The organism is Streptosporangium sp. G11 (genome assembly GCF_051192615.1).
Classification (GTDB): Bacteria; Actinomycetota; Actinomycetes; order Streptosporangiales; family Streptosporangiaceae; genus Streptosporangium.
Genome location: NZ_JBPJUQ010000044.1, coordinates 64,837 through 90,530 on the forward strand (window position 1 = coordinate 64,837; position 25,694 = coordinate 90,530).

The 25,694-nt window shown below is 71.2% G+C and carries 22 protein-coding genes; 3 read left to right on the top strand and 19 right to left on the bottom strand.

What is annotated here, in order from left to right:
* Nucleotides 1-31 precede the first annotated feature (31 nt).
* The 4 genes from ACSDR0_RS32080 to dnaG form a co-directional block, all read right to left on the bottom strand.
* Nucleotides 32-493: a hypothetical protein gene (locus ACSDR0_RS32080; RefSeq protein ID WP_435292655.1), complete on the bottom strand. Its 462-nt coding sequence runs from the start codon at nt 491-493 to the stop codon at nt 32-34.
* A complete protein-coding gene (locus ACSDR0_RS32085) occupies nt 490-1,791 on the bottom strand; it encodes an MGH1-like glycoside hydrolase domain-containing protein (protein ID WP_435292656.1) in 1,302 nt (433 codons plus the stop codon). The genes ACSDR0_RS32080 and ACSDR0_RS32085 overlap by 4 nt, the downstream gene beginning before the upstream one ends.
* A 317-nt stretch (nt 1,792-2,108) precedes the next feature.
* On the bottom strand, nt 2,109-3,245 hold the full coding sequence (rpoD, locus tag ACSDR0_RS32090) for an RNA polymerase sigma factor RpoD (protein ID WP_435292675.1): 1,137 nt from the start codon (nt 3,243-3,245) through the stop codon (nt 2,109-2,111).
* 152 nt (nt 3,246-3,397) lie between these two features.
* Nucleotides 3,398-5,248: a DNA primase gene (gene dnaG, locus ACSDR0_RS32095; protein WP_435292657.1), complete on the bottom strand. Its 1,851-nt coding sequence runs from the start codon at nt 5,246-5,248 to the stop codon at nt 3,398-3,400.
* A gap of 217 nt (nt 5,249-5,465) precedes the next feature.
* On the opposite strand from dnaG, the gene ACSDR0_RS32100 reads away from it, so the two are divergent.
* Nucleotides 5,466-6,329, top strand: coding sequence for a peptidoglycan DD-metalloendopeptidase family protein (locus tag ACSDR0_RS32100; protein WP_435292658.1), 864 nt, complete (start codon nt 5,466-5,468; stop codon nt 6,327-6,329).
* Nucleotides 6,330-6,375: 46 nt separating this feature from the next.
* On the opposite strand, the gene ACSDR0_RS32105 is transcribed toward ACSDR0_RS32100, so the two are convergent.
* From ACSDR0_RS32105 to ACSDR0_RS32155, 11 genes are all read right to left on the bottom strand, one after another.
* Nucleotides 6,376-7,608: a deoxyguanosinetriphosphate triphosphohydrolase gene (locus tag ACSDR0_RS32105; protein ID WP_435292659.1), complete on the bottom strand. Its 1,233-nt coding sequence runs from the start codon at nt 7,606-7,608 to the stop codon at nt 6,376-6,378.
* A 316-nt stretch (nt 7,609-7,924) separates the two neighbouring features.
* On the bottom strand, nt 7,925-10,567 hold the full coding sequence (gene ppdK, locus ACSDR0_RS32110; RefSeq protein ID WP_435292660.1) for a pyruvate, phosphate dikinase: 2,643 nt from the start codon (nt 10,565-10,567) through the stop codon (nt 7,925-7,927).
* Nucleotides 10,568-10,814: 247 nt separating this feature from the next.
* On the bottom strand, nt 10,815-12,026 hold the full coding sequence (locus tag ACSDR0_RS32115) for a sensor histidine kinase (protein ID WP_435292661.1): 1,212 nt from the start codon (nt 12,024-12,026) through the stop codon (nt 10,815-10,817).
* A gap of 46 nt (nt 12,027-12,072) precedes the next feature.
* Nucleotides 12,073-12,744 (bottom strand): response regulator transcription factor, encoded by a 672-nt coding sequence (locus ACSDR0_RS32120; protein WP_435292662.1) that lies wholly within the window; start codon nt 12,742-12,744, stop codon nt 12,073-12,075.
* A 122-nt stretch (nt 12,745-12,866) separates the two neighbouring features.
* Nucleotides 12,867-13,760 (bottom strand): S1C family serine protease, encoded by an 894-nt coding sequence (locus tag ACSDR0_RS32125; RefSeq protein WP_435292663.1) that lies wholly within the window; start codon nt 13,758-13,760, stop codon nt 12,867-12,869.
* Between the two features lie 10 nt (nt 13,761-13,770).
* On the bottom strand, nt 13,771-14,718 hold the full coding sequence (locus ACSDR0_RS32130; protein ID WP_435292664.1) for a VWA domain-containing protein: 948 nt from the start codon (nt 14,716-14,718) through the stop codon (nt 13,771-13,773).
* A complete protein-coding gene (locus ACSDR0_RS32135; RefSeq protein WP_435292665.1) occupies nt 14,715-15,653 on the bottom strand; it encodes a DUF58 domain-containing protein in 939 nt (312 codons plus the stop codon). The genes ACSDR0_RS32130 and ACSDR0_RS32135 overlap by 4 nt, the downstream gene beginning before the upstream one ends.
* Complete coding sequence (locus ACSDR0_RS32140; RefSeq protein WP_435292666.1) at nt 15,653-16,735, bottom strand: AAA family ATPase; 1,083 nt, start codon at nt 16,733-16,735, stop codon at nt 15,653-15,655. Before ACSDR0_RS32140 ends, ACSDR0_RS32135 begins: the two co-directional genes overlap by 1 nt.
* On the bottom strand, nt 16,732-16,905 hold the full coding sequence (locus ACSDR0_RS32145) for a hypothetical protein (RefSeq protein WP_435292667.1): 174 nt from the start codon (nt 16,903-16,905) through the stop codon (nt 16,732-16,734). The genes ACSDR0_RS32140 and ACSDR0_RS32145 overlap by 4 nt, the downstream gene beginning before the upstream one ends.
* A 202-nt stretch (nt 16,906-17,107) precedes the next feature.
* Nucleotides 17,108-18,493 (bottom strand): glycine--tRNA ligase, encoded by a 1,386-nt coding sequence (locus ACSDR0_RS32150; protein ID WP_435292668.1) that lies wholly within the window; start codon nt 18,491-18,493, stop codon nt 17,108-17,110.
* Nucleotides 18,494-18,635: 142 nt separating this feature from the next.
* Nucleotides 18,636-18,914, bottom strand: coding sequence for an antibiotic biosynthesis monooxygenase family protein (locus ACSDR0_RS32155; protein ID WP_435292669.1), 279 nt, complete (start codon nt 18,912-18,914; stop codon nt 18,636-18,638).
* Nucleotides 18,915-19,151: 237 nt separating this feature from the next.
* Between ACSDR0_RS32155 and ACSDR0_RS32160 the strand changes: the two genes are divergently transcribed.
* Nucleotides 19,152-19,808 carry an NADPH-dependent F420 reductase gene (locus ACSDR0_RS32160; RefSeq protein ID WP_435292670.1) on the top strand — a complete coding sequence of 219 codons (657 nt, stop codon included), beginning with the start codon at nt 19,152-19,154 and terminating at the stop codon, nt 19,806-19,808.
* Nucleotides 19,809-20,060: 252 nt separating this feature from the next.
* Nucleotides 20,061-20,450: a DUF6703 family protein gene (locus ACSDR0_RS32165; protein WP_435292671.1), complete on the top strand. Its 390-nt coding sequence runs from the start codon at nt 20,061-20,063 to the stop codon at nt 20,448-20,450.
* Between the two features lie 15 nt (nt 20,451-20,465).
* Here ACSDR0_RS32165 and ACSDR0_RS32170 read toward each other — a convergent pair whose 3' ends face one another.
* From ACSDR0_RS32170 to ACSDR0_RS32185, 4 genes are all read right to left on the bottom strand, one after another.
* Nucleotides 20,466-22,010, bottom strand: coding sequence for an aldehyde dehydrogenase family protein (locus tag ACSDR0_RS32170; RefSeq protein WP_435292672.1), 1,545 nt, complete (start codon nt 22,008-22,010; stop codon nt 20,466-20,468).
* Between the two features lie 11 nt (nt 22,011-22,021).
* Nucleotides 22,022-23,734 carry a glyoxylate carboligase gene (gene gcl / locus ACSDR0_RS32175; RefSeq protein WP_435292676.1) on the bottom strand — a complete coding sequence of 571 codons (1,713 nt, stop codon included), beginning with the start codon at nt 23,732-23,734 and terminating at the stop codon, nt 22,022-22,024.
* Between the two features lie 14 nt (nt 23,735-23,748).
* Complete coding sequence (locus ACSDR0_RS32180; protein WP_435292673.1) at nt 23,749-24,618, bottom strand: 2-hydroxy-3-oxopropionate reductase; 870 nt, start codon at nt 24,616-24,618, stop codon at nt 23,749-23,751.
* Between the two features lie 141 nt (nt 24,619-24,759).
* Nucleotides 24,760-25,545, bottom strand: a complete 786-nt coding sequence (locus ACSDR0_RS32185) for a hydroxypyruvate isomerase family protein (RefSeq protein WP_435292674.1) — start codon at nt 25,543-25,545, stop codon at nt 24,760-24,762.
* Nucleotides 25,546-25,694 lie beyond the last annotated feature (149 nt).

The following is a 25,694-nucleotide window of genomic DNA, read 5'->3' on the forward strand; positions in this document are numbered from 1 at the left end:
GTACGGGCTCCCGGCCCCGGCCCCGGGACGCTCAGACGCCGAAGCTCCGGCGTGTCTCCTCGAGCGCCTGCTCCGCCATGGCGCGCAGGCCGGGGTCGTCCGGATCGAGGCCGGAGTCGAAGACGAACTCCCAGATCAGCCGGTCAGCGTCGGTCTTCCTCGCCACCAGCCGCACTCCCCCTCGCGCGTCCAGCGGGACGTACTGGTTGACCACGATCGAGGCGGTCACCCGCTCCCGCACGGCCTCGGGGATCCGGCCGGGCGCGGGCAGCAGCGCCCGGTGCGAGCGCCCGTCGGTGGTGCCGACCGTCAGCCCCTCCTCGTCCCACACCCCGCGATCCACCTGGAACCAGGGCAGGCGCTCACCGCCCATGTAGAGGGCCTTGTCGGCGGCGATCACGTAGCCGTCAGGCCCCTCGGCGTAGGCGAGCACCCGGTCGCCCGGGACGACGGCCGCGCGGACCTCGGAGGGCGTGCGATTGAAGAGCTTCACCGTTCCACGGTATCCGCCAGCAGGTCGAGGGTGAGCGCGGCCGACCAGGAGAAGTCCCGGCTGCCCCGCCCGCTGCCGTCGAAGGGGTCGAAGCACTCGCGAAAACCCGCCTGCCGTACGAGGCGCAGGGTGCCCGAGCCGAGCAGCCGCACCAGCCCCGCCAGGTCGTGCGCGGCCGCCGCCCGCCGCAGCAGCCAGTTGGTGTTCACCCAGGACGGCCCGCGCCAGTAGCAGGACCGGTCGAACTGCTGGGCGCGGATCTCGCAGCTCGGCACCGGATATCCGGCGGCCCCCATGAAACGGGCCGACTCCAGCACCCTCACCAGCTCCGCGACCCGCTCGCCGGGCATCCCCTGGTCGAGCATCGGCCCGAAGCAGCCGATCGTGCACACGGGGCTGAGCCGCCCGCCACGCAGGTCGCGGGCGCGGAAGACGCCGTCGTCCCAGAGACGTTCCAGCAGCGCCGCACGGATCCGCTCCACCGCCTCCCGGTACGGGCCCGCGTCCGCGCCCGCCACCGGGGCCAGCTCGGCGAGAGCCTGGCAGGAGGCGAGCCAGATCCCGTTGAACATCGGGTCCTCGACCGCGAACGGGTGCTCGTCTCGCAGGTAGGCCGGATCGTAGCCGGAGTCCCGGTAGCCCAGGACGAGCGCCATGTAGCGGTCGTGGCGGCTGTCGGGATGCCGGTCGGAGGACTCCTCGCGCCGGTGATAGGGGTGGCGGACCGGGGGCAGCGCCTCCAGCGCCGTGTCCCAGGCGGGGCTGTCGTCCATCCCCGACTCCCACGGGTGCACGATCGCGGCCAGCCCTCCCCCGCCGAGGTCCCTGGACGTGGCGAGGTAGTCGTGCTGGGCGGCCAGCATCGGGTAGAGCCGCCGTACGAGGGCCACGGCCGTGTCGCGGTCGGCCGCGTGCCGCCATATCCACCACAGGGCCAGCGCGTGCAGAGGCGGTTGTGTCAGCCCGGAGGTGCACACGGCGCGGGGAGAGGCCGGGTGGTTCTGGGAGCGCCAGACGGAGGGGCCGGGAAAGTAGCCCTCCGCGTGGACGGGGTGGAAGACGATGTGCGGCACCATCCCGGTGCCCCACTGCCCCGCCAGCAGGCTGATCAGCTCGGTACCGGCCCTGCGGGTGTCCCAGCGGGCCAGGCCCATCGCGACGAAGGTGGAGTCCCAGTTCCACTGGTGGGGGTAGAGGCCCGGCGCGGGAACGGTCGCGGACCCCGTCCAGTTCGCGTCGAGCACGGACCACGCCTCGCGCCCGAGCGCGGCGTCGTCAACCGCCGCTCGCGACTCCATCCGCCCAGTCTGCGCCTGTATCGGCCAGGAAAACAGTCCGGCCCGCCTCGAATGCGCCAGGGAGGGCCCGCGCGCGGCACCCCGCGACGGCGCGGGGTCCTGAAAACAAGGGACTGCCGGGCGCTCGGCGAGAACAGCGCGGGTCCGGGAAACGGTTCCCCGGACGGATGGCCACGACGACAGATGATCACGGCGACAGAGGTGACCACGGCAACGGATGATCACAGAAACAGAGGTGACCACGGCGACGCCGCAACCCCCGGAAACGGCGCGGGCCCCGGGAACGAAGGTTCCCGGGGCCCGCGCCGTGTGGCTCCTCAGTCGAGGTAGTCGCGAAGCATCTGCGCCCTCGTCGGGTGCCGGAGCTTGGCGAGGGTCTTGGACTCGATCTGCCGGATGCGCTCGCGCGTCACGCCGAACTCCCTGCCGACCTCCTCCAGGGTCCGGGGATGGCCGTCCGCGAGCCCGAAGCGCAGCTGGATGATGCGCTGCTCGCGGTCGGAGAGGGTCGCGAGGATGTCGTCGAGCTGGTCCTGCAGCATGATGAAGGCCGCCGCCTCCATCGGCACCACCGCGTCGGCGTCCTCGATGAAGTCTCCGAGGTCGGAGTCCTCCTCGCCGATCGGCGACTGGAGCGAGACCGGCTCCTGGGCGATCCGCTGGATCTCGATCACCCTGTCGATCGGCAGGTCCATCTCCATGGCGATCTCCTCGGGCGCGGGCTCGCGGCCGAGGTCCTGGTGGAGCTGGCGCTGGACCCGTACCAGCTTGTTGATCGTCTCGACCATGTGCACCGGAATCCGAATGGTGCGCGCCTGGTCCGCGATGGCCCTGGTGATCGCCTGGCGAATCCACCAGGTCGCATATGTGGAGAACTTGTAGCCCTTGGTGTAGTCGAATTTCTCGACCGCCCGGATGAGCCCGAGGTTGCCCTCCTGGATAAGATCCAGGAACAGCATCCCTCGTCCCACATACCTTTTGGCGATTGACACCACCAGCCGCAGATTGGCCTCGATCAGCCGCTGCTTGGCCCGCGTGCCCTGCCAGGCGAGCTCCTTGAACTCCGGGAAGACCAGACGCGAGACGACGCTGGTCAGTTTGTCCTCGGCGAACAGGCCCGCCTCGATGGACTTGGCGAGTTCCACCTCCTCCTCGGCCGTGAGCAGGGGCACGCGACCGATCTCCCGCAGGTATATACGGACAAGATCGCTGGTCGGGGCCCTTTTCCCGACATCCTCCTCATCGGGCCGGGCGGGCTCCTCGTCGCCCTGGGGCTCAAGGACCTCCACTCCGTGCTCGGCGAGCATACGGACGACGCGTTCGAGCGCGTCGGACGGCAGCTCGGACTTGTCGAGAGCGGCGGCCACGTCATCGACCGTGACGCTTCCGCGCTCTCTTCCCTTCGTAACGAGGTCGGCCACCTGGTCTACCGATGGCGGCCCACTTGGCAGCACCGATGCACCCACGGGAGACAGTCTGCTGTATTGGGTCCCCTAAATGGCAGACCTATTTTTGTCACCGGAGGTAAGGCCACGATCATTATCGGATCGAGACCTTATTCGGGTTTGGTGTAATCAGCCCGCGGATATTAATGCCATTTACGCCGTCAGCTCCCGGCGGCGCGATCCTTGAGCACGCGCCGCTGCTGTTCCAGCGCAACCAGCTCTCCGAACAGGCGGTTGTACTCCTGCTGCTCGTCGACCGGGTTCGTCCGCTGCATTCTCGACTTGAGCTGCTCGATGGCCCGCGCCACCGAGACGAGCTCCAGGGCCGCCAGCATGGCCGAGGCGTAACGCTCCTCGCTCGCCAGGTCGGCCCGGAGCTCCTCGACGGCGAACCGGGTGACGACCCCGCGCAGGGAGTCCTCGGCCCCGCGGAGCAGCAGGTCGACCCACTCGCGCCCGCCCTGCCCCGCCGTGGCGGTGCCGCCGGAGTCGACGATCAGCCTGTAGAGGGCCGCGTGCTCGGGAAGCGTGAACGCCTCCGCTCCCAGCGCCTCGAATCCCGGGCCGAGCAGCGCGGGACGCTGCACGGCCAGCCGCAGCACCTCCGCCTCGGTCCGGACGCCGGGATCGGTGAGGTCGGCGACCTTGCGGGGCCCCGCGGGGCGCTGGGCGCGCGGCTGGGCCGCCGCGGAGACCTCGGTGATCCGGTCGAGGACGAAGCGCTCGTTGTTGAAACCCAGCCACCGGTCGAGGTCGACGGCGTACAGCTGGCGCAGGGACCTGTCCTTGATACCGGCCACGATGGGGGCAGCGGCGTCGAGGGCGGAGAGCCGTCCCTCGTTGGTGCTCACGTCGTAGCGGGAGATCACGCTGCGGATGGCGAACGCGAACAGCGGCTCGCGCCCGGCGATCAGGTCGCGCACGGCCGCCTCGCCGTGCCTGATGCGCAGGTCGCACGGGTCGAGGCCGTCGGCCTGCACCGCGACGAAGGTCTGGGTGACGAACTTCTGCTCGTCGGCGAAGGCGCGCAGGGCCGCCTTCTGGCCCGCCGCGTCGCCGTCGAAGGTGAAGACCACCTCGCCCTGCGACCCCGACTGGTCGAGCAGCAGCCGCCGGAGCACCTTGATGTGCTCCTCGCCGAACGCGGTGCCGCAGGTGGCCACCGCCGTCGGCACGCCCGACAGGTGGCAGGCCATCACGTCGGTGTAGCCCTCGACGATCACGGCCTGGGAGCGCTTGGAGATCTCGCGCTTGGCCAGGTCGACGCCGTAGAGGACCTCGCTTTTCTTGTAAAGAGGGCTTTCCGGGGTGTTCAGGTATTTCGGCCCGTCTTCGGCCTCGTTCAATTTCCGTGCGCCGAAACCGATGACGTCGCCGGTTATATCGCGGATGGGCCAGACCAGCCGTCCCCTGAAGCGGTCGATCGGGCCGCGCCGCCCCTCCTTGGCCAGCCCGCCCCTGATCAGCTCCGCGCTGGTGAAACCCCGGGCCATCAGGTGCCGCGAGAGGGCCTCCCACTCGGCGGGGGCGTACCCGACGCCGAAGCGCTCGGCGTCGACCCGCTCGAACCCGCGTTCCGACAGGAACCTGCGCCCGATCGCGGCGTCGGGGGCGGACAGCTTCGAGACGTAGAACTCCGCCGCCGCCCGGTGGGCCTCGACCAGGCGGATGCGCTCGCCCTGCTCTCGCCCGGGGACGTAACCGCCCTGCTCGTAGCGGAGCTGGACGCCCGCCCGGTTGGCCAGCCGCTCGACCGCCTCGCCGAACGACAGATGCTCCAGGCGCCGGACGAAAGTGATGACGTCACCGCCCTCGGCGCAGCCGAAGCAGTACCAGTACCCCCGGGTGGGGGTCACGTTGAAGGACGGGCTCTTCTCCTCATGGAAGGGGCAGAGCCCTTTCAGATTGCCGCCGCCCGCGTTGCGGAGCTGGATGTGCTCGCCCACGATGTCGGCGATCGGTGAGCGCTCCCGTACGAGCGCGATGTCCTCATCACTGATCCGGCCTGCCACGCCGCGAGTCTAGTCCGGCCCCCCGACAGGTCGGGGCGGCGAGCCCGCCGGCCCTCGCCGCGATCTCGCGGCAGGCCGGAGCGCTACCGCCGGGACGGGAGGGACAGGAGGAACGATGACTTTCCCGAAGTGGTCGTGACCAACCAGGACGTCGGTTACAAAGGTAAAGGCGGATTCTCGATAATGTACGCGGGTGGAGATCATGCGATCGGGGCATATGGCACGGTTGGCCGCCGTGGCCGGCGCGGTGCTCGTTACCGGGGGCTGCGCGTCGCCGGGCGGGGTGGCAGGCATCGGCACGACGGTTCCAACTCCCGGCGCGGAGTCCGCGGCCGGGTCTCCGGCCTCGTCGGTCACCGCGACCATGCCCGAGGCGACCCCGACCCCCGCCCCCCGGACGGCGGTCGACCGCCCCAAGGCCGACCCTCCGGTGCAGGTGCCGCCGCCGAAGGTCTCCAAGCACACCTACGTTTTCCCGGTGAAGGGCTGCTCGGTCACCTACGAGAGCAGGCTTCTGGTGCTGCCCAAGACCACGATCTGGGCGGGCAAGGGCTGCTCGTTCGTCTCGCCGGTGGACGGCGTGGTCGACGAGGTCAACGTCAAGAACCGGTGGAAGCCCTCCACCGACCGCGGCGCCGACCGTGAGGGCCGGTTCGTCACGGTCATCGGCGACGACGGCGTCCGCTACCTCGGCGGCCACCTGGACAAGATCGCCCTGGGGATCAAGCCGGGGATACGCGTCAGCGCCGGTCAGGTCCTGGGCCAGGTCGGCAACTCGGGCAACGCCCGCTCGACCGCCAGCAACCTCTACTTCGCGATCTCCTGGAAGACCTCCCCCTCGATGTGGTGGGTGCGCCGGGGCATGGTCAAGCCCTGGAACTACCTGGACGCCTGGCTGAAGGGCAATCCCACGCTCTCCCCCGGGGACGAGATGCGGGCCGTGATGAACCGGACGGGTGCGGCTCCCCGGTGCGTCACCCTGTGCGCGTCGAAACCGCAGCCGACGAGGAAACCCACCAGGAAGCCGGAGCCGCAGAAGACGCAGGAGCCGGTGCAGATCCCGGTGGGCGGCACCGGCTGACGCGGGCCTGACACCGGGCTGACACCGGGAACGTGACACGGCCCGGTCAGCGGCCCGCCAGGGCGCGGTGCCAGGCGACCGCGGAGGTGTCGGTGAGCGAGGCGATCTGGTCGACGACCACGCGGAGCCGTCCGGCGTTACCGGCGGCCCTGGTGAAGGCCGGCCTGAACGCGGGCTCCAGGGTGCCGGGGGCGCCGAGCATGATGTGGTGGGCCAGGTCGTGGATCAGCTCGCGCTGCCTGGCCTGGTTGGCGTTGTGCGCGTCGCTGGTCATCACGTAGTGGGCCGTGACCCCCTTGAGCAGCGCGCACTCCAGCCGGGTGGCCCTGGGCACGATCAGGTCGGCGCTGTAGCGCCCGGCCGCGGGTCCGTACGCCTCGCGGGTGGCGACCTCGGCGGACTTGCAGAAGTGGCCGATGAGCGAGCTGGTCAGCCCCTTGATCGCGGCGAGGTCCGCGAGTGAGCTGTCGAAGTGGCGGGGCCAGAGCGGCTGGGTGATCAGGCGCCCGAAGAGGTCCTCCAGCTCGCCGGGCTCGGCGTCGGGGGCGTACCACTCGCGGGTGGTCTCGCAGACCTCGCGGCGCTCCGCGGGATCGCGCATCGCCTCCAGCACCACGCCGCCGGAGTGGAGGGCGTCCTCCAGGTCGTGGACGGAGTAGGCGACGTCGTCGGCCCAGTCCATGATCTGGGCCTCGAAGCTGACCTGCCCCTCCGGCGCGCCCTCCCTGATCCACTCGAAGACCGGCATGTCGTCGTCGTAGACGCAGTACTTGGCGCTTCTCTCGCGGGTCCACGGGTATTTGACCGCGGCGTCCAGGGAGGCGCGGGTGAGGTTGAGCCCGGCGCTGCGGCCGTCCTCGGTGACGACCTTGGCCTCCAGCCGGGTCAGCAGGCGCAGGCTCTGCGCGTTGCCCTCGAAGCCGCCGCACCCGGCGGCGACCTCGTTGAGCGCCGTCTCCCCGTTGTGGCCGAACGGCGGGTGGCCGAGGTCGTGGGCCAGGCAGGCGGTCTCCACCAGGTCGGGGTTGCGGCCGAGGGTCTCGCCCATCTCACGACCGATCTGCGCGCACTCCAGGGAGTGGGTCAGCCGGGTGCGGGGGATGTGCTGGCCGCTGCCGAAGGTCTCTCCCGGACCGACGACCTGGGTCTTGGCGGCGAGCCGCCGGAGCCCGGCGCTGTGCAGCACCCGCGCCCGATCGCGCTCGAACGGGCTTCTGCCGGGGTTGCCGGGGGGTTCCGGCACCCACCTGACCTGATCGTGCTCGTCATAGCCATGCATAAGTGCACTGATTTTATCCGCGAAAGGACCCTGTCATGCCGAACGGCGAGAAAACACCTGGCTACCGGGGTCGCGGCCGCCGTTTCCCGCCTGCCCGAACCGCCCGCCCCACCTGTCCGCGCGATCTACCTGTCCGCGCGGCCCGCCCATCCGCGCGATCCACCTGTCCGCGCGGCCCGCCGGGGGCACGGCGCGTACCGGGTCCGCGGCCGCCCCGGTGAGGGTGGGGCGGGCCGCGGGAACCGGCTCCGCGGGGCGTGCCCCCGGCGGTGCCGGAGGTGACGCGCCCGCGAAGTCAGGGTGCCGGCCGCGAGGGTCAGCGGGTGTCGGAGCCGCCGCACACCAGGGTGGCGCGGGCGGCCTCCAAACGGGCGACCGGGATGCGGAACGGCGAGCAGGACACGTAGTCGAGACCGGCCTGGTGGCAGAAGTGGATCGAGTCCGGGTCGCCGCCGTGCTCGCCGCAGATGCCCAGCTTCAGGTCGGGACGGGTCGCGCGGCCCTGCTCGACGGCGATCTCGACGAGCCTGCCGACGCCGTCGCGGTCCAGGGTCTCGAACGGGGAGACGCCGAAGACGCCCAGCTCCAGGTACTTGGAGAAGAAGGCCGCCTCGACGTCGTCCCGGGAGAAGCCCCAGGTCATCTGGGTCAGGTCGTTGGTGCCGAAGGAGAAGAACTGGGCGGCCTCGGCGATCTGCCCGGCGGTCAGCGCCGCGCGGGGCACCTCGATCATCGTGCCGATCAGCGCGTCGACGCCAGCCTCCTCAAGGATGCGCCGCGCCTCGTCCTTGACGTGCTCCAGCTCCTGGACGGCGGCCACGAGCGGGATCATGATCTCCGGGCGGCTGCCGGGCACGGCCTTGGCCGCCGCCGCGATCGCCCGGACCTGCATGGCGAACACGCCGGGGATGACCAGGCCAAGCCGCACGCCGCGCAGGCCCAGCATCGGGTTCTCCTCCTGGAGCCGCTTGAGCGCGATCAGGAGCCTGCGGTCCTTCTCCTCCGCCGCGTCACCGGCGAGGGCGACCTTCACCGACAGCTCGGTGTAGTCGGGCAGGAACTCGTGCAGCGGCGGGTCGATCAGGCGGATCGTGACGGGCATGCCCTCCATCGCCTGGAAGATCTTCGTGAAGTCCGCTTCCTGCAGCGGCTCCAGCGCGGCCAGCGCCCGCCGGCGCTCCTCGGTGGAGGTGGCCAGCACCAGGTCCTCGACCAGGGTGCGGCGGTCGCCGAGGAACATGTGCTCGGTGCGGCAGAGCCCGATGCCCTGGGCGCCGAACCTGCGCGCCCTGGCGGAGTCCTCGCCGGTGTCGGCGTTGGCGCGCACGGCCATCCGGCGTACCCCGTCGGCGTGGGACATGATCCGGTGCACGGCGCGGACGAGCTCGTCGTCCCGGTCGCCCGAGCCCTCGAAGTACTCCACGACCGGGGAGGGGACCACGGGCACCTCGCCGAGGTAGACGGCCCCGCTGGTGCCGTCGATGGAGATGACGTCTCCCTCGGAGACCACCAGGCCGGTGGAGGTGGTGAACGCGCGGTCCTTGGCGGAGACCTCCAGCTCCTCGGCGCCGCACACGCAGGTCTTGCCCATGCCCCTGGCGACCACGGCGGCGTGCGAGGTCTTGCCCCCTCGGCTCGTCAGCACGCCCTGGGCGGCGATCATCCCGGCCAGGTCGTCGGGGTTGGTCTCGCGGCGGACCAGGATGACGGCCTCTCCGCTCTCGGCGAGCTCGACGGCCCGGGCCGTGGAGAAGACGGCCTTGCCGACGGCCGCGCCCGGCGAGGCGTTCATCCCCTTGGCGATCACCTCGCTGCCGGAGTCCTCGGCGAAGCGGGGGAACATGAGCTGGGCGAGCTGGTCGCCGGTCACCCGGGTCACGGCCTCGTCGAGGTCGATCACGCCCTGGTCGACGAGTTGCACGGCGATGCGGAACGCGGCGCCCGGGGTCCGCTTGCCCACGCGGGTCTGGAGCATCCAGAGCTTGCCGCGCTCGACCGTGAACTCGATGTCGCACAGGTCGCGGTAGTGGTCCTCCAGCGTCTTCATGGTCCGCATGAGCTCGTCGTAGACGGGCTTGTCGATGCCCTCCAGCTCCTGCAGCCGCATGGTGTTGCGGATGCCCGCGACCACGTCCTCACCCTGGGCGTTCTGCAGGTAGTCGCCGTACACGCCCTGCTGGCCGCTGCCGGGGTCGCGGGTGAAGGCCACCCCGGTGCCGGAGTCCATGCCGCAGTTGCCGAAGACCATCGAGCAGACGCTGACCGCCGTGCCCAGGTCGGCCGGGATGCGCTCCTGGCGGCGGTACAGGACCGCGCGCGGGGCGTTCCACGACGCGAACACGGCCTCCACCGCCATGCGCATCTGCAGGTGGGGGTCGGCGGGGAACTCCTCGCCGGTCTTGGCGTGGACGATCTCCTTGTACGTCGCGACCAGGCGTCTGAAGTCGGCCGCCTCCAGCTCCAGGTCGTCGCGGCCGTCCTTGAGCTCCTCCAGGGCGTTGTCGAAGAGCTCGCCGTCGATGTCCTGGACGGTCTTGCCGAACATCTGGATGAGGCGCCGGTAGGAGTCCCAGGCGAAGCGCTCGTTGCCGCCCGCCTGCTTGGCCAGGCCGTGGACCGAGTCGTCGTTGAGCCCGATGTTGAGGACGGTCTCCATCATGCCGGGCATGGAGAACGCGGCCCCGGAACGCACGCTCACCAGGAGCGGGTCGTCGGCCTGACCCAGCCGGCGGCCCATCGTGGCCTCCAGGGCGGCCAGGTGCTCGGAGACCTCCTCCTGCATCCCCTCGGGAAGGATCCCGTCCGCGAGGAAGCTCCGGCACGCCTCGGTGGTGATGGTGAAGCCGGGGGGCACCGGCAGTCCGAGATTGGTCATCTCGGCGAGGTTCGCTCCCTTACCGCCGAGCAGATCCCTGAGATCTTTGTTGCCCTCGGTGAAGTCGTAAACGTACTTCGGCACGGTTGCTCCTTCTGCGACTTCAAAACGACGTCTGGTTCCGCCTCTCTCCGGACTCTACCGACGAACAAGGCAACGAAACGGCGCCCATCAGGCGACACAGTATTATCGCAGCTCAGAGCATGTAAACCGGTCTAATCCAATTCAAATCAAGCCCAAATGCGCAAGGATATCGATCACCGTGAAAATTGGTTTACACCAATTGGTATAAACCAATTTTCCCCCGCATTCAAACCCGTTCACGACCGGTTCAGCGGCCCACCGGGTCCGCTTCGGCGAGGGGATTCAGACCGGGAGCCTCCCCTTCCGCGGGGCCCTCCCCGGACGGCAGCCACAGCACGAACACGCTTCCCTCGCCCAGCCGGGAGAACAGGCGCACGTGCCCGCCGTGCGACTCCACGATCTGGCGGACGATCGCCAGGCCCAGCCCGCTGTGCCGGTCGCGGCGACTGGTCTGGCCGCGCCAGAACCGGTCGAACACCCGCGCGTGGTCGTCCTCGGGCACCCCCGGCCCGGCGTCGCGCACCGCCACCCAGATCCACGCCCCGGTACGGCCGGCCGCCACGACGACCTCGCTCCCGCCGGGCGCGAGCCGTACCGCGTTGGAGAGCAGGTTGCCCACGGCCCGGCGCAGGGCGTCGTGGTCTCCCACCCCGCGCAGCCCGGCGGGCAGCTCCCTGCGGATCGACAGCCCGCGCCCGGCCGCGAGCGCGGTGAACTCCTCCGCCGCCTCGGCGGCCAGCGTCCCCACGTCCACCTCGGCGTCGGCCAGCGCGGGCGCGGAGCGGCGCGCGGTCGCCAGCAGATCCTCGACCAGGCGGGTCATGCGGGTGGTGGCCCGGTCCACGATGGCCACCGCGCGCCTCCGCTCCTCCTCGGTGCTGTCGGGCGAGGTGAGGACGGCGTCCACGTTGGCCCTGATGATGGCCAGCGGGCTGCGCAGCTCGTGGGAGGCGTCGTCGATCAGCCGCCGCTGCGCCAGGAAGGCGCCCTCAAGGCGGCCGAGCATGGTGTCGACGGTGTCGGCGAGGTCGCGGAGCTCGTCCTTCGGGCCGGTGAGCAGGATCCGCCGCGACAGGTCGGTGCCCTGGATCTCGGCGGCGGCCCTGGTGATCGAGCGCACGGGACGCAGCACCCGGCCCGAGAGCACCCAGCCGATGCCGAAGCTCGCCAGGAAGAGGCCGCCCAGGGTGAGGAGCGAGTAGTCGCGCAGGGTCCGCAGGGTGAGCAGGTTGACCGCGTTCTCGACCTCGGCGAGTTCCACGACGGGGGCCTTGCCGACGTAGCGCTCGGTGTCGACGCTGTAGAGCTTGGCCTGCTGGACGGTGTAGGGCCGCTCCTCCGCGCTCCTGGCCACGGCGACGTACAGCAGGCCGACGACCAGGGCGGAGAGCAGGAACAGCAGGCTGGAGTAGAGGACGGTCAGCCGGAAGCGGATCGTGTGCACGAAGGAGAACCTCACGTGTCCTCCCGAAGCCGGAAGCGGATCGCGTGCGCGAAAGAGAGCCTCACGTGTCCTCCCGGAGCCGGTAGCCCTTGCTGACCACCGTCTCGATCACGGCTTCGGCGCCGAGCTTGCGCCGCAGGTTTCCCACCGTCACCCGTACGGTGTTGGTGAACGGGTCGGTGTGCTCGTCCCAGACGTGCTCCAGCAGCTCCTCGGCGGAGACGACGTGCCCTGGGCGGGTCATCAGGTAGTGCAGGACACCGAACTCCTTCGGCGTCAGTCCCAGCTCGCGCCCGCTCGAATGCGCCTCCACCCGGGAGGTGTCCAGCCGCAGCGACCCCACCTGCAGGATCGCCGTGCCGCCGCCCGGCTCCCTGCGCAGCAGCGCGCGGACGCGGGCCAGGAGTTCGGGGAAGGCGAACGGTTTGACCAGGTAGTCGTCGGCGCCCTCGTCCAGTCCCCTGACCCGGTCGTCCAGCCGGTCCCGGGCGGTCACCATGATGATCCGCACGGTCTGGTCCTGGTCGGTCCCGCGCAGTGCCCGGCACACCTCGAAGCCGTCCCCTCCGGGCAGGTTGAGGTCGAGAAGGACCAGGTCATAGGAGTTGACCTGGAGCTTCTCGCGCGCCTGGGCCACGTCATGGGCGACGTCGACCGCGTACCCGGCCCGGACGAGCCCCACGCGCAGGGCGTCGACCAGATCTTCCTCATCTTCGACAACGAGCAGTCGCATGGTACGAACCTAGGTCGTGCGCGGCCGGAAACGCGGACGCCACCGCCATGCCGCGCTTCTGTTCACCCGCATTCCCTTCCGTCCGTTTCCCTTCACCTGCATTCCCTTTCGTCCGTTTCCCTTCACTCCCGGATGATCCGTTCGGCGACGGGCGCCGCCCGATCGATGGGAATGGCGAAACCGATGCCGATCGATCCGATCCCCCGCCGCGAGAGCGTCGCGATCGCGGTGTTGACCCCGATCACCTCGCCCCTGGCGTTGACCAGCGGGCCTCCGGAGTTGCCGGGATTGATGGAGGCGTCGGTCTGCAACGCGGTCTGCCCGCGCCCGCCCAGCCTCACCTGACGGTCGAGGGCGCTGACGATGCCACCGGTGACCGTACCCGCCAGGCCCAGCGGGGAACCGATGGCCAGCACCTGGTCCCCCACCGCGAGGTCCGCGGACCTCCCCAGCTCCGCGGGGACCAGCCCGCGGGCGTCGTCCACCCTGAGCACCGCGAGGTCGTACGCCTCGTCGGTGCCCACGACGGTGGCGGGCAGGCGCCGCCCGTCGCCGAGCACGACGGCGACGCTCGCGCCGCCGGTCAGGACGTGCGCGTTGGTGAGCAGGTGCCCGGCACCGTCGATCACGAAGCCCGATCCCGAGCCCCGGCCAGACTCGACCGACACGACGCTCGGCAGGACCTTGGCCGCCGTGCCGCTGAGGCCGCCCGTGACACCCGCCGGGCCGGACGGGCCGGCCGGGCCCGCGGTGGATCGGGGCAACGCCGCGGAGGCCGCCTGTCCCCCTCCCGCCAGCCGGGCCCCCGCGACGCCCGCCACGCCACCGGTGACCATGGCGACGAGCGCCGCGGCGACCAGGACGCGCCCCGCCCCCGCCCTCCGCGCGGTGGCCGCCGGGCCGGCCGGCACACCGGTCGCCTCCGGCGGCGCGAAGAGCGGGGGCGGGTCCCCCGGCGCGAAACCCGGCCCCCGGGGCCGCCCGAGACCCGGGGGCCGATCGTGTGATGTCACCATGGCCGACTCCTCACAGGATCCTCGAGAACCAGAACAGGGAGGTTCCGGCCGCCACGACCGCACCCAGCAGGGCCACCCCGACGAACCACGGCCAGATCTCCTGCCGCTCGGTCCGGTAGCCCACCGAGCTGCCGATGTCGTCGTAGACCGCCCGCAGCTCGTCACCGGAGGCCGCCTCGTAGAAACCCCCGCCGGTACTCCCCGCCAGCTCGCGCAGCGCCGGGCCGTCCACCGGCACCGAGGTCTCCCGGCCGCCCATCTGGATCGTGCCGTCGGGTGTGCCGTACGCGATGGTCGAGACCGGCACGCGCCGGGAGGCCGCCTCCCGTGCCGCCAGTTCCGGCGTCCGCCCCATGGTGCTCGACCCGTCGGACATCAGCACGATGTGGGCGGGCGGCCGGTCTCCGCCCTCGCTGCCCTCCAGGGCGTCTATCGCGTCCAGGGACGAGAACACCGCCTCGCCGATGGCCGTACCGGAGTCCGTGGTGAGCCGGTCGATCGCGGACAGCACCGCCGCCCTGTCGGCGGTGGGCGGCACGCTCACCGAGGCCGAGGACGAGAACGTGACCAGGCCGAGGTTGAACCGGGAGGGCAGGTCCCCGACGAACCGCCGCGCGGCCTGCTGCGCCGCCGCGAACCGGTTGGGCGCCACGTCCGTGGCCCGCATCGACGCCGAGACGTCGAACGCCACGATGATCGTCGCCTGCTCCCTCGGGACCCGCACCTCGGCCGTCGGCCGCGCGAACCCGACGACGAGGAGCACCAGCATCCCCATGAACGCCGTGGCGGGCACGTGCCTGCGCCACCCCGGCCTCTTGGGTGCCAGCCGCTCCAGCAGGTCCAGGTTGGTGAACCGCAGGGCGTACCGGCTGCGCCGCAGGTACATGACCACGTAGAGAACCGCGATCAGCAGGGCGGGCACCAGCAGCCACAGCCAGACGGGGGACAGGAACGTCATGCCACACCACCTCTCGCGCCTCTGGCACCTGTCGCGCCGCGGGCCCGCGCCAGGCGGCGCTGAAGCATGACGTGACGAACCAGGTCGCGGACCCAGTCGCGATCGGTGCCGAGACGCAGGTGCGCGGCCCCCGAGCGGCGCAGGGCGAGCGCGATGGCCGCCCGCTGACCCGCGGCGGCCTCGGCGTAGCGCTCGCGCAGGCGTCCGCCGGCCGTGGAGACCTCCCTGCGGCGGCCGGTCTCCGGGTCGACGAGGGTGAGCACGCCCACGTCGGGCAGGGTCAGCTCCCTGGGGTCGACGACCTCCACCGCGAGGAGCTGGTGGCGGAGCGCGAGATGGCGCAACGGCCTCTCCCATGTCTCCGGGGGATCGAGGAAGTCCGAGACGACGACCACGAGCCCGCGGCGGCGCACGACGCGGCGGAGGTCGTCGGCTGCCGGGCCGACGCGCGGGGCCGCGATGCCCGGCCCGGTGCGCGGCAGCGAGAACACCGCGCCGAGCAGCGCCATGAGATGCGGGCGCCCGCTCCTGGCGGGGAAGCGCCGGACCTCACCGCCGTGCAGGATGTGCGCCCCGACGCGGTTGCCCGTCCGCTCGGTGAGGAAACCGACCGCCGCGACGGCGGCGAGCGCGAGTTCCCTCTTCTCCATCAGCGCGGTACCGAAGTCCATGCTGGCGCTGGCGTCGAGCAGCACCCAGGTCTCCAGCTCCCGGTCGGCGATCATGTCACGCACGTGCGGCTCCGCCGTGCGGGCGGTGAGGTTCCAGTCCATCCGGCGCACGTCGTCACCCGCCGCGTACGGCCTCGCCTCGGCGAGCTCGCCACCGGGCCCGGGGGTCAGCCCCGGGTGGTCGCCCTGGAGCAGCCCGTCGAGACGCCTGAGGACCGTCAGCTCCAGCCTCCGGAGCACCCGCTCGGACAGCAGATGCCGCATCAGGCCGCCTCTCCCTGCCCGGGGGCGATCCTGGGCATCGGGATCGCCGCGACGACCCGGTCCACGATCCGCCGGGGGGAGACGTCGTCGGCCAGCGCGTCGAACGACGGCACCAGCCGGTGCGCGATCACGTCGCCGGCCAGGTCCGCGACGTCCTCGGGCAGGACGTAGTCACGCCCGCGCAGCAGTGCCAGCGCACGGGCCGCGGCGACCAGGCCGAGCGTCGCCCGGGGGCTCGCGCCGAAGGCCAGCAGCGGTGCGACGTCCGCCAGCCCGAACCGGGCGGGCTCCCGGGTCGCGTACACCAGCCGGACCGCGTACTCGGCGACGGCGTGGTGGACGAAGACGTCGTCCACGGCGGTCTGGAGTGCCGACAGCCGCCGCGCGTCGAGCACCCGCCGGGAGACCGGCCTGCCGGTGCTCATCCGGTAGAGGATCGCGAGCTCCTCCGACTCGCTCGGGTACCCCACGTCGATCTTCATCAGGAAGCGGTCCCGCTGGGCTTCCGGCAGGTGGTAGACGCCCTCGGACTCGATCGGATTCTGGGTCGCCAGGACCAGGAACGGAGCGGGCACCGGGTGGGTACGCCCGCCGATGCTCACCTGGCGCTCGGCCATCACCTCCAGCAGTGCCGACTGGACCTTGGCCGGAGCCCTGTTGATCTCGTCGGCGAGCACGAAGTTGGCCATCACGGGACCCAGCTCGATGTCGAAGCTCTCCGTGGACGGCCGGTAGATACGGGTGCCGACGATGTCGGCGGGCACCAGGTCGGGAGTGAACTGGATACGGGCGAACGAGCCCCCCACGACGCCCGCGAGCGTCTCGGCCGCCAGCGTCTTGGCGATGCCGGGAACCCCCTCCAGGAGGCAGTGCCCCCGGGCGAGGACCGCGACGAGCAGGCGCTCGACCATGCGGTCCTGGCCGACGATCACCCGCTTGACCTCGAACAGCGCCCGCCCGAGCACGGCGCTGCTCTCCGGCGCCCTCTCCGTCTCCGGCGCCCTCTCCGTCTTCTCCGCCCTCTCCGTCTCGCCGTCCGTTCCGGACGGGATCTCCCTCACGTACTCGGCGTACTCGGTCATGGAGCGGTCACGGGGGCCGAGACGGGGCAGTCGTCGACGAGCAGCCGCAGCTCGATCGCGTCGTGGGCGGGTCGCGGGTCGGCGTGAGCGGCACTTCCCGTGAGCAGGAAGACGACCCCGCCGAGGGCCACGACCCCGGGAACGGCCTTCCAAGGTGATACGCGCGCCATCGTTCTCCCCTTCGTTGAACGAACGATCACCCTGATGTCATCAAAGGCCCCCGAAAACCGCTGTAAGCCTGCTTTTTATCTCGCCTTTCGCCTCGGCCGCCTTCGGGGGAAACCACCGGGCCGGAGCCGGGCGGGAAAGAGCGACGGCCGGCGACCCCCGGGTGCGGGGGGCGCCGGCCGTGGCGGTCGGGCGGGACGGACCTCAGTCGTTGAGGTACTGACGGAGGTAGGCGTCGACCTGGTCGAGGGCCACGCGCTCCTGGGCCATCGAGTCGCGCTCGCGGATGGTCACCGCCTGGTCGTCGAGGGTGTCGAAGTCGACGGTGATGCAGAACGGCGTGCCGATCTCGTCCTGGCGGCGGTAGCGGCGGCCGATCGCGCCCGCGTCGTCGAACTCGACGTTCCACCGGCGGCGGAGCTGGGCCGCCAGGTCCTTGGCCTTGGGCGACAGGTCGGCGTTGCGCGACAGCGGGAGCACCGCGACCTTGACCGGCGCGAGCCGGTGGTCGAGGCGCATGACCGTGCGCTTCTCCATGACGCCCTTGGCGTTGGGCGCCTCGTCCTCGGTGTAGGCGTCGATCAGGAAGGTGAGCGTGGCGCGGTCGACACCGGCGGCCGGCTCGATCACGTACGGGACGTAACGCTCGCCGGTGTCCTGCTCGAAGAAGCTCAGGTCGGTGCCGGAGGCCTTGCCGTGCGCGGTCAGATCGAAGTCGGTGCGGTTGGCGACGCCCTCAAGCTCGCCCCACTCGGTGCCGGTGAAGTTGAAGCGGTACTCGATGTCGACGGTCCGCTTGGAATAGTGGGAGAGCTTGTCCTTCGGGTGCTCGTAGATGCGCAGGTTGTCCTTGTTGATGCCCAGGTCGGTGTACCAGCGGAAGCGCTCGTCGATCCAGTACTGGTGCCACTCCTCGTCGCTGCCCGGCTTGACGAAGAACTCCATCTCCATCTGCTCGAACTCGCGGGTGCGGAAGATGAAGTTACCCGGGGTGATCTCGTTGCGGAACGACTTGCCGATCTGGCCGATGCCGAACGGGATCTTCCTGCGCGCCGACTGCTGCACGTTGAGATAATTGATGAAGATGCCCTGGGCGGTCTCGGGACGCAGGTAGGCGAGGCCCGACTCGTCCTCGACCGCGCCGAGGTAGGTCTTCAGCAGGCCGCTGAACTGCTTCGGCGAGGTGAAGGCGCCCTTGGTGCCGCAGTTGGGGCAGGTGATGTCGGCCAGGCCGCCCGCCGCGGGCTTGCCGTGCTTTTCCTGGTAGGCCTCTTCGAGGTGGTCGGCCCGGTAGCGCTTGTGGCACGACTGGCACTCGGTCAACGGGTCCGTGAAGGTCTCCACGTGACCGCTGGCCTGCCACACCTCGCGGGCCAGGATCACCGAGGAGTCGAGGCCGACCACGTCGTCACGCCCCTGCACCACGGTCTTCCACCACTGCCGCTTCACGTTGTTCTTGAGCTCCACGCCCAGCGGACCGTAGTCCCACGACGCGCGCAGGCCGCCGTAGATCTCGCTGGAGGGGTACACAAGACCGCGCCGCTTGGCGAGGCTGACGATGGTGTCCATGATGTCCGTACGGCGTGCCATAAGGGAAAATCTCCATCCGGCTGGAGGTCGGCGAGGAATTGATTGAGTCTCCAGCTTAGGGGAGACGGACCCACGGGACGTGCGGATAAACCATCGCGCCCGCCTCGCCGCGGCAAAGCTTCCCGGGACGCGAGCCGGAATGTCAGGGGCGCTCGACGTCCTCGAACGCGCTCGGTTCGTTGATCATGAGTGTCATCAGCGGATACATCGCCATCCGCGCCGCGCCCAGCGCCCTGCGGTAGAACCCCGCGCCCTCCCACTCGCTGACCAGCGCCCACAGCTCCGGCTCGTCCACCGACCTCGACACCCGGCCGCGCACGTATCCCGGCTGCCCTGCCAGGGTGTCGACGATCTCGTGGGCACGGAGCGTGAACTCCTCGGTCTGGGCCGGTGGCACCGAGTAGCGGATGAGAGCAAGCATCCGCCCAGCATGCCAGAGGCGGTCCCCTGCTCCGGCGACGCCATGCCCCGGCCCCGTGTCCGGGCCACCGGGCGCCATCCGGAGTCACCGCGCCACCCGTTTCCGGGCGGCGGGCGAACGTCCACGGGTCCGCACCTTCACCCGAGTCTGTGCCCGCACCTGACTGCTTACCCGCGTTCGTCCCCTTAGCCGCGTCCGCCCCCGCAAGGAATATCCCCGGGAGCTCGCGGGTTCCCGGTGAGCATGACAACACTTGGGATCATTGGCGCAGGTCATATCGGAAGCCAGGTCGCCAGGCAGGCGGTGGCGAACGGCTACGACGTGGTGATCAGCAACTCGCGAGGGCCGGAGACGCTGGCGGAGCTCGTCGCGGAGCTCGGCCCGCGTGCCAGGGCGGCGACGGCCGTCGAGGCGGCACAGGCGGCGGACGTGGCCGTCGTGACGATCCCGCTGCGCAACTACCGGCAGGTGCCGGTCGAACCGCTCGCCGGCAAGATCGTCTTGGACACGAACAACTACTATCCGCAGCGAGACGGGGTGATCCCCGAGCTGGAGGACGAGTCCACCACGACGGCGGAGCTGCTGCAGGCGCACCTGCCAACGTCCAAGGTCGTCAAGGCCTTCAACCACATCATGGCGTCGGCCATCGCCGACGACGCCCTTCCGGCCGGAACCCCGGACCGCCGGGCGCTCGTCATCGCCGGTGACGACGCCGAGGCGAAGGAGTTCGCGACCAGGCTCTACGACCAGTTCGGCTTCGACACCGTCGACGCGGGGCCGTTGAGCGAGGGATGGCGCATCCAGCGCGACACCCCCGGTTACGTGAGCCGCCGGACCGCCGAGGAGCTGCGCGCCGACCTCGCGGCGGCGAAGCGCTACCGCGACACCCCATAGGACCGCGCGATACGCGACACCCCACAGGACCGCGTGCGTCCGTCCACGTCCTCTCGACGACCGTTCGCGATGTCCCGGCACCACGGACGGCCGCCCCTGGGACACGTCCGAGCGGCGCGCGCTCGTTCACGCCTCCCCCGGCCGTCCAAGGCGCCCCGGCGCCGCGTACGGTCCCGGACTCCGGGCATATCTCGGCGGGCGCGGTGGCGCCCGGGCATGTCGCGGCCGGCGCGGTGGCGTTAGGCTCGACCCGTGGCCGACAAGCGTGAGGAACGTCCCGCACACCCGCTGGCACAGCCCCGCCCCAGGCAGGGCAAGCGCCCGCTGCCCCCGGGTGAGCAGTTCTTCACGCCGGGGGCGACCGGGCTGCGGCGCAAGGTCGAGCGGCGCAGTGCGGCCCCGCTCGTCTTCCTGTTCCAGCTCCCCCGATGGATCGCCCCGGTGGTGCTGGTGGTCCTCCTTCTCGCCGCCTTCGCGGTGCCGTCCTTCTGGGGCGGCGTCGCCGTGCTTCCGGTGATCGGGTTCGTCGGGTGGCTCGCCTATATGTCGTGGCCGTCTCTGGGTGCCGGGGGGCGTCTCCTGCGCGTCGCGCTGCTCACCTTCCTGATCCTGCTCGCCGCCGACCGCTTCGGCGCCTTCTGAGACCTCCCCCGGCCTTCAGCGGGACGTGGGCAGGAGGGTGTAGCCGGGGAAGTTTCCCGGCAGACGCTCGGTGTCGGAGCCCTGGGTGACGGCCCGGACGAGCAGCTCTCCGCCGACGAAGGCACCCCGCCAGGAGGCGCCGAGACCGCCGAACAGCTCCTCCCTGTCGCCGCGCGAGCGTGGCGCGTTGACCCCCACCTTGAAGGCCCGCACCTCCGGGGCCAGCCGCCTGACGGTCTCCTCGTCGTCGCAGGAGATCGTGGCGACCAGCGCCCCGTTGCTGGCGTTCATCGCGGCCAGCAGCTCGGCCTCGGTGTCGACCAGCACGATCGTGTCGACCGGCCCGAAGGGCTCGGCGTGGAAGAGCGGGGACGAGCGGGGTGGGGCGAGGACGGCGACGGGCGCCAGGTAGGCCGAGGTGTCCTGGCCGGGGAGGAACAGCCCGTCGTCGAGGGAGCCCCGGTACAGGGGGACCCCGCCCTTGGCCACCGCCTCGTCCACCTGGTCGGTGAGCTCCTTGACCTTGGCGTTGGTGATCAGCGGGCCGAAGTCGAGGTCGGGCGGCGGGTCGTCGGGGCCCTCCACGGCCAGCGGGTGGCCGAAGCGCACCGACCGGACCGCCGGCAGGTAGGCGGCCAGGAACTCGTGGAACAGCGAGCGCTGCACCACGAAGCGCGGGTAGGCCGTGCAGCGCTGCTTGGCGTAGTCGAAGCTCTTGCGGATCTGCCCGGTCAGCAGCTCCCAGTTGCCGTACTCCCACACCCCCCAGCAGTTGAGCCCCTCCTGTTCCAGGACGTGCCGGTGGCCGAGGTCGGCGAGCGAGGTGGCCACCTGCCCGCCCGCGTCGCGCCCGCCGACGAAGGAGACGCAGCCCAGCTCCTTGCCGCGTACCAGCGCCGGGGAGAGCTCGGCGCCTCCCCCGCTGACGAGGGTGAACGGCAGCCCCTCCTGGGCGGCGAGCGCGGTCGCGAGGGTGAGACAGGCCAGCCCGCCGTCGGTGGGCGCCTTGGCGATGACCGCGTTGCCCGCGAGGGCCTGTACGAGCATGGCGTGCATCAGCACGCTCATCGGGTAGTTCCAGCTGGCGATGTTGCTGACCGGGCCGCCCAGGGGGACACGGCCGCCGATCATCCGGTCGATCTCGCCGACGTACCAGTGCACCCCCTCGATGCACCGGTCGACGTCGGCCGCGGCGAGCTTCCACGGCTTGCCGATCTCCCAGACCAGCAGCAGGGTCAGCAGGTCACGGTGGGCGGTCATCGCCTCCAGTGCCGCCGTGACGCGGGCCTTGCGCTCGGCGAGCGGCACGTGGCGCCAGAGGCGGTGCTCGTCGAGGCCGGCCCGTACCGCGCGCTGGGCGGTGGCCCTGTCAAGGCGGGGCGGGCCGGCGATGGCGGTGCCGTCCACCGGCGAGGCGGCGGGCTCCGGGTGGCCGTCGCGCTGCCAGAAGCCGCCCCAGTGGTTGAGCACCCGGTCGTCGTGGAAGGCCTGGGGGGCCGCCGACACGCACCGGTCGTAGGCGTCGGACCAGGCCGATCCCGGTTTGAGCATGGGTGACATGGGCTGTCTCCTCAGTCGGACCAGTCGATGGCCAGGGCGAGCTCCTGCTCGGGCAGCGGCTCGAACTCCTTGATCGCGTCGAGCGAGGGGCCCATGGCCGCGTTGGCCTCTCTCTCGACCATGACCTCGACCAGCACCGGGAGCTGCAGGCGCTCCGACTCGGCGCTCGCCCAGGACAGCGCGTCGCCGATCTCGCCGGGCAGCTCGACGCGCCGGGCCGGGCAGCCGAACGCCTCCATGAGCTTCACGTGGTCGACGCCGCCCTCGCCGTAGTGGAGGTCGACGGCGTAGTTCATGTCGTAGGGGATCTCGGCCTGGCGGATCAGCCCGAGATACTCGTTGTTGATCATCACGATGACGAACGGGATGCGGTACTGGGCGGCGACGGCGATCTCCTCCATCAGGAACTGGAAGGAGTAGTCGCCCGCCACGGCCACCACCTGCCGCTCCGGGTAGGCGCACTTGACGCCCATGGCGGCGGGCACCTCCCAGCCCAGCGGCCCGGCCTGCCCGCAGACGAGGTAGCGGCGCGGGAGGTAGGTCTTCTGGAACTGCCCCGACCAGATCTGGTAGAGGCCGATCGCGGTGACGAACGTCGTGTCGGGCCCGTAGAAGTCGTTCAGCTCCCGGAAGACCCTCGGCGGCTTGATCGGCACGTCGTCGAAGTCGTCGCGTCGAAGCAGCGTGCTGCGCAGCTCGGCGACCCGCGCGGGCCACCGTCCGGGACGGCGGGCCGTGGTGCGGCTGCTCGCCTCCCCGGCCATGGCCGCCAGCGTGGGCCGGGCGTGGCCGATCACGCCCAGGTCGGGCTCGAAGACCTTGCCGATCTGGGTGGGCTCGATGTCGACGTGGATGAACTTGCGCCCGCGGCGGTAGGTGTCGAGGTCGCCGGTGTGACGGTCGCCGAACCTGGCGCCCACCGCCAGCACCAGGTCGCTCTCCAGCAGTGCCGCGTTGCCCCAGCGCGTCTGGGTCTGGATGCCCGCCATGCCGGCGAACAGGGGGTGGTCCTCGGGGAAGGCGCCCTTGCCCATCAGCGTCACCTGGACGGGAACCTGCAGGTACTCGGCGAGCGCGCGCAGCTCGGCGGCGGCGTCGGCGATGACGACCCCTCCGCCGGCCAGGATCAGGGGCCGCTGGGCACCCATGAGCATGTCGATCGCGGCCCGGACCGCCGGGGGCCTGGGCTGCGGGAGCTCCACGGGGAGCGCGGTGTCGATCTCCCTGTCGTACAGGCAGGTGCCGCGCTGCACGTCGATCGGCAGGTCGATCAGCACGGGGCCGGGCCGCCCGGACCTCGCGATCCTGAACGCCTCCCTGAACACCCACGGGGCCTGGGCCGGCTCCTTGAGCTGGACCGCCCACTTGGTGACGGGCTTGGCGATCTCCACGATGTCGACCGCCTGGAACGCCTCCTGGTGGAGCTTGTCGCGCGCGGCCTGCCCGGTGATGCAGATCATGGGAATGGAGTCGGCGAGGGCGGTGTAGAGGCCGGTGATCATGTTGGTGCCCGCCGGGCCCGAGGTGCCGATGCAGACCCCGACGTTGCCCGTGACCCGGGCCCAGCCGTCGGCGGCGTGTGTGCCTCCCTCCTCGTGGCGGACGGTGATGTTGCGTATGTCGCTGTGCTGGAGCGCCGCGTAGAGCGGGAGGATCGCCGCGCCCGGGATGCCGAAGACGGTGTCGACGCCTTCGGATTCCAGGACGGCCACCACGGCCTCCATGCAGGGGATCCGCTTCACTGGTTGATCCTTTCGATCACCTTGAGCAGGGCGGAGTGGTCAAGGGAGCCGTGCCCCTGGGCACGGGCCGCGGCGACGAGCTGGGCGACCAGCCCGGTGAGCGGGAGTGAGACGCCCGCCTCCCGCGCCGCGGCGATGGCGATGCCCATGTCCTTGTGGTGCAGGTCGATCCGGAACCCCGGCGCGAACTCGCGCCTGATCATGGAGTGCCGCTTGAGGTCGAGGATGCGGGAACCCGCCAGTCCTCCGGCCAGGACGTCGAGCCCGCTGCCGGGATCGACCCCCGAGGCTTCGAGCAGCACGATCGCCTCGGCGACCAGGCCGTAGATGCCCCCGACGACGAGCTGGTTGGCGGCCTTCACGGTCTGCCCCGCCCCGGCGGGGCCCACGTGCACGATCGTCGTGCCGACGACCGCCAGCAGCGGGCGTACGGCCGCGAAGTCGGCGGCGTCCCCGCCGACCATGATCGAGAGGGTGCCGTCGACCGCGCCGCGCTCCCCGCCGCTCACCGGCGCGTCCAGCGCCCTGATGCCCTTGACGGCCGCGGCCTGCGCGACCCTGCGGGAGGTCTCGGGCCGCACGGTGCTCATGTCGATGTGGATCAGCCCCTCCCTCCCCCGCTGGAGCAGCCCGTCTTCGCCGAAGGCCACCTCCTCGACCTGGGGGGAGTCGGGCAACATGGTGATCACGACCTCCGCCTGCGCGACGGCCTCCGCCACGCTGCCCGCGGACTTGCCACCGGCCACGGCGAGGGCGTCCATCCGCTCGGCGCTCATGTCGTAGCCGACGACGGTGTGCCCGGCCCTGACCAGGTTGGCCGCCATCGGGCTGCCCATGATCCCCAGGCCGATGAATCCGATGTTCATGAGCGGCTCACCGCTCCTCCCTCGCTCAGCGTTCATCGATACCTCCAAGGTGGAGACCCTGGGCTTCGGCCCGGGGGCGGGAAGCGCGGCCGGTCACCGCGCGCGGTCCGGTGGTGTGCCCCGCGGGGCCTGTGGCGGAGGTCAAGCGTTCCTCCAGCCGAAGCTCTCGGCGCTGGGGCCGGTGGGGCGGTATTCGAGCCCGACGTGACCTCGGTATCCCGAGGTCTCCAGGCGCTCGAAGATCTGGTCGTACGGCATGGAGCCGGAGCCGGGCTGCCCCCGGCCGGGGTCGTCGGCGATCTGGACGTGGCCGAACCTGTGGACGCTCGCGTCGATGAGGGCGAGCACGTCCTCGCCCATGCGGTGCAGGTGGTAAAGGTCGGCGAGGAAGGCCACGTTGCCCGCGCCCACCTGGTCGATCACCTCGAAGGCCGCGGCGGAGGAGGTGATCGGGTAGTCGGGGCTCTCGTAGGAGTTGAGCGCCTCGACCACGACCGTGGCGCCGACCCCCGCCGCCGCCTTCGCCGCCAGGGACAGGTTGGACAGCGCCAGGTCGCGCTGGTCGCTCGGGGAGAGCCCGTCCACCCGGTTGCCGTAGAGGGCGTTGAGCACCCGGCAGCCGAGCGCTCCGGCCAGGCCCGCCGCGACGTCGACGTTGGCCCGGAACCTGGCCGAGCCGTCGGGCCGCGACAGCAGGCCACGCTCCCCCGCCGCCATGTCCCCGGCGTCGAAGTTGAGGCCGACCAGGCGCACCCCGGCCTCCTCGATCGCCCGCCGCAGGGCGTCGATCTCGCGGTCGGCCGGGCAGGGAACGGCGAAGGGCCACCAGAGCTCGACCGCGTCGAAGCCCGCCTTGGCCGCCGCCGCGGGACGCTCGAGCAGCGGCAGCTCGGTGAAGAGGATGGAGAGGTTGACGTCGAACTTCACGGCGCCTCCCCCGCTCCCAGGGAGACCTTTACGGGCGGCCCGTCCAGGGCGCCCGGCGCGGCCAGCGCGGACCGCATCAGGCGGGCGGTCTCGCTCGGGGTCTTGCCGACGCGCACGCCGACCTTCTCCAGGGCGTCCTTCTTGGCCTG

Excerpts from the sequence above, each read along its gene's own strand:
- ACSDR0_RS32170 (WP_435292672.1), bottom strand. The coding sequence starts at position 22,010 with ATGTCACCCATGCTCAAACCGGGATCGGCCTGGTCCGACGCCTACGAC.
- ACSDR0_RS32140 (WP_435292666.1), bottom strand. The coding sequence starts at position 16,735 with ATGACCGAGTACGCCGAGTACGTGAGGGAGATCCCGTCCGGAACGGAC.
- gcl (WP_435292676.1), bottom strand. The coding sequence starts at position 23,734 with ATGGAGGCCGTGGTGGCCGTCCTGGAATCCGAAGGCGTCGACACCGTC.
- ACSDR0_RS32085 (WP_435292656.1), bottom strand. The coding sequence starts at position 1,791 with ATGGAGTCGCGAGCGGCGGTTGACGACGCCGCGCTCGGGCGCGAGGCG.
- ACSDR0_RS32180 (WP_435292673.1), bottom strand. The coding sequence starts at position 24,618 with ATGAACATCGGATTCATCGGCCTGGGGATCATGGGCAGCCCGATGGCG.
- ACSDR0_RS32125 (WP_435292663.1), bottom strand. The coding sequence starts at position 13,760 with ATGGTGACATCACACGATCGGCCCCCGGGTCTCGGGCGGCCCCGGGGG.
- ACSDR0_RS32145 (WP_435292667.1), bottom strand. The coding sequence starts at position 16,905 with ATGGCGCGCGTATCACCTTGGAAGGCCGTTCCCGGGGTCGTGGCCCTC.
- ACSDR0_RS32135 (WP_435292665.1), bottom strand. The coding sequence starts at position 15,653 with ATGCGGCATCTGCTGTCCGAGCGGGTGCTCCGGAGGCTGGAGCTGACG.
- ACSDR0_RS32105 (WP_435292659.1), bottom strand. The coding sequence starts at position 7,608 with ATGCATGGCTATGACGAGCACGATCAGGTCAGGTGGGTGCCGGAACCC.
- ACSDR0_RS32100 (WP_435292658.1), top strand. The coding sequence starts at position 5,466 with ATGGCACGGTTGGCCGCCGTGGCCGGCGCGGTGCTCGTTACCGGGGGC.
- ACSDR0_RS32120 (WP_435292662.1), bottom strand. The coding sequence starts at position 12,744 with ATGCGACTGCTCGTTGTCGAAGATGAGGAAGATCTGGTCGACGCCCTG.
- ACSDR0_RS32155 (WP_435292669.1), bottom strand. The coding sequence starts at position 18,914 with ATGCTTGCTCTCATCCGCTACTCGGTGCCACCGGCCCAGACCGAGGAG.
- ACSDR0_RS32130 (WP_435292664.1), bottom strand. The coding sequence starts at position 14,718 with ATGACGTTCCTGTCCCCCGTCTGGCTGTGGCTGCTGGTGCCCGCCCTG.
- ACSDR0_RS32150 (WP_435292668.1), bottom strand. The coding sequence starts at position 18,493 with ATGGCACGCCGTACGGACATCATGGACACCATCGTCAGCCTCGCCAAG.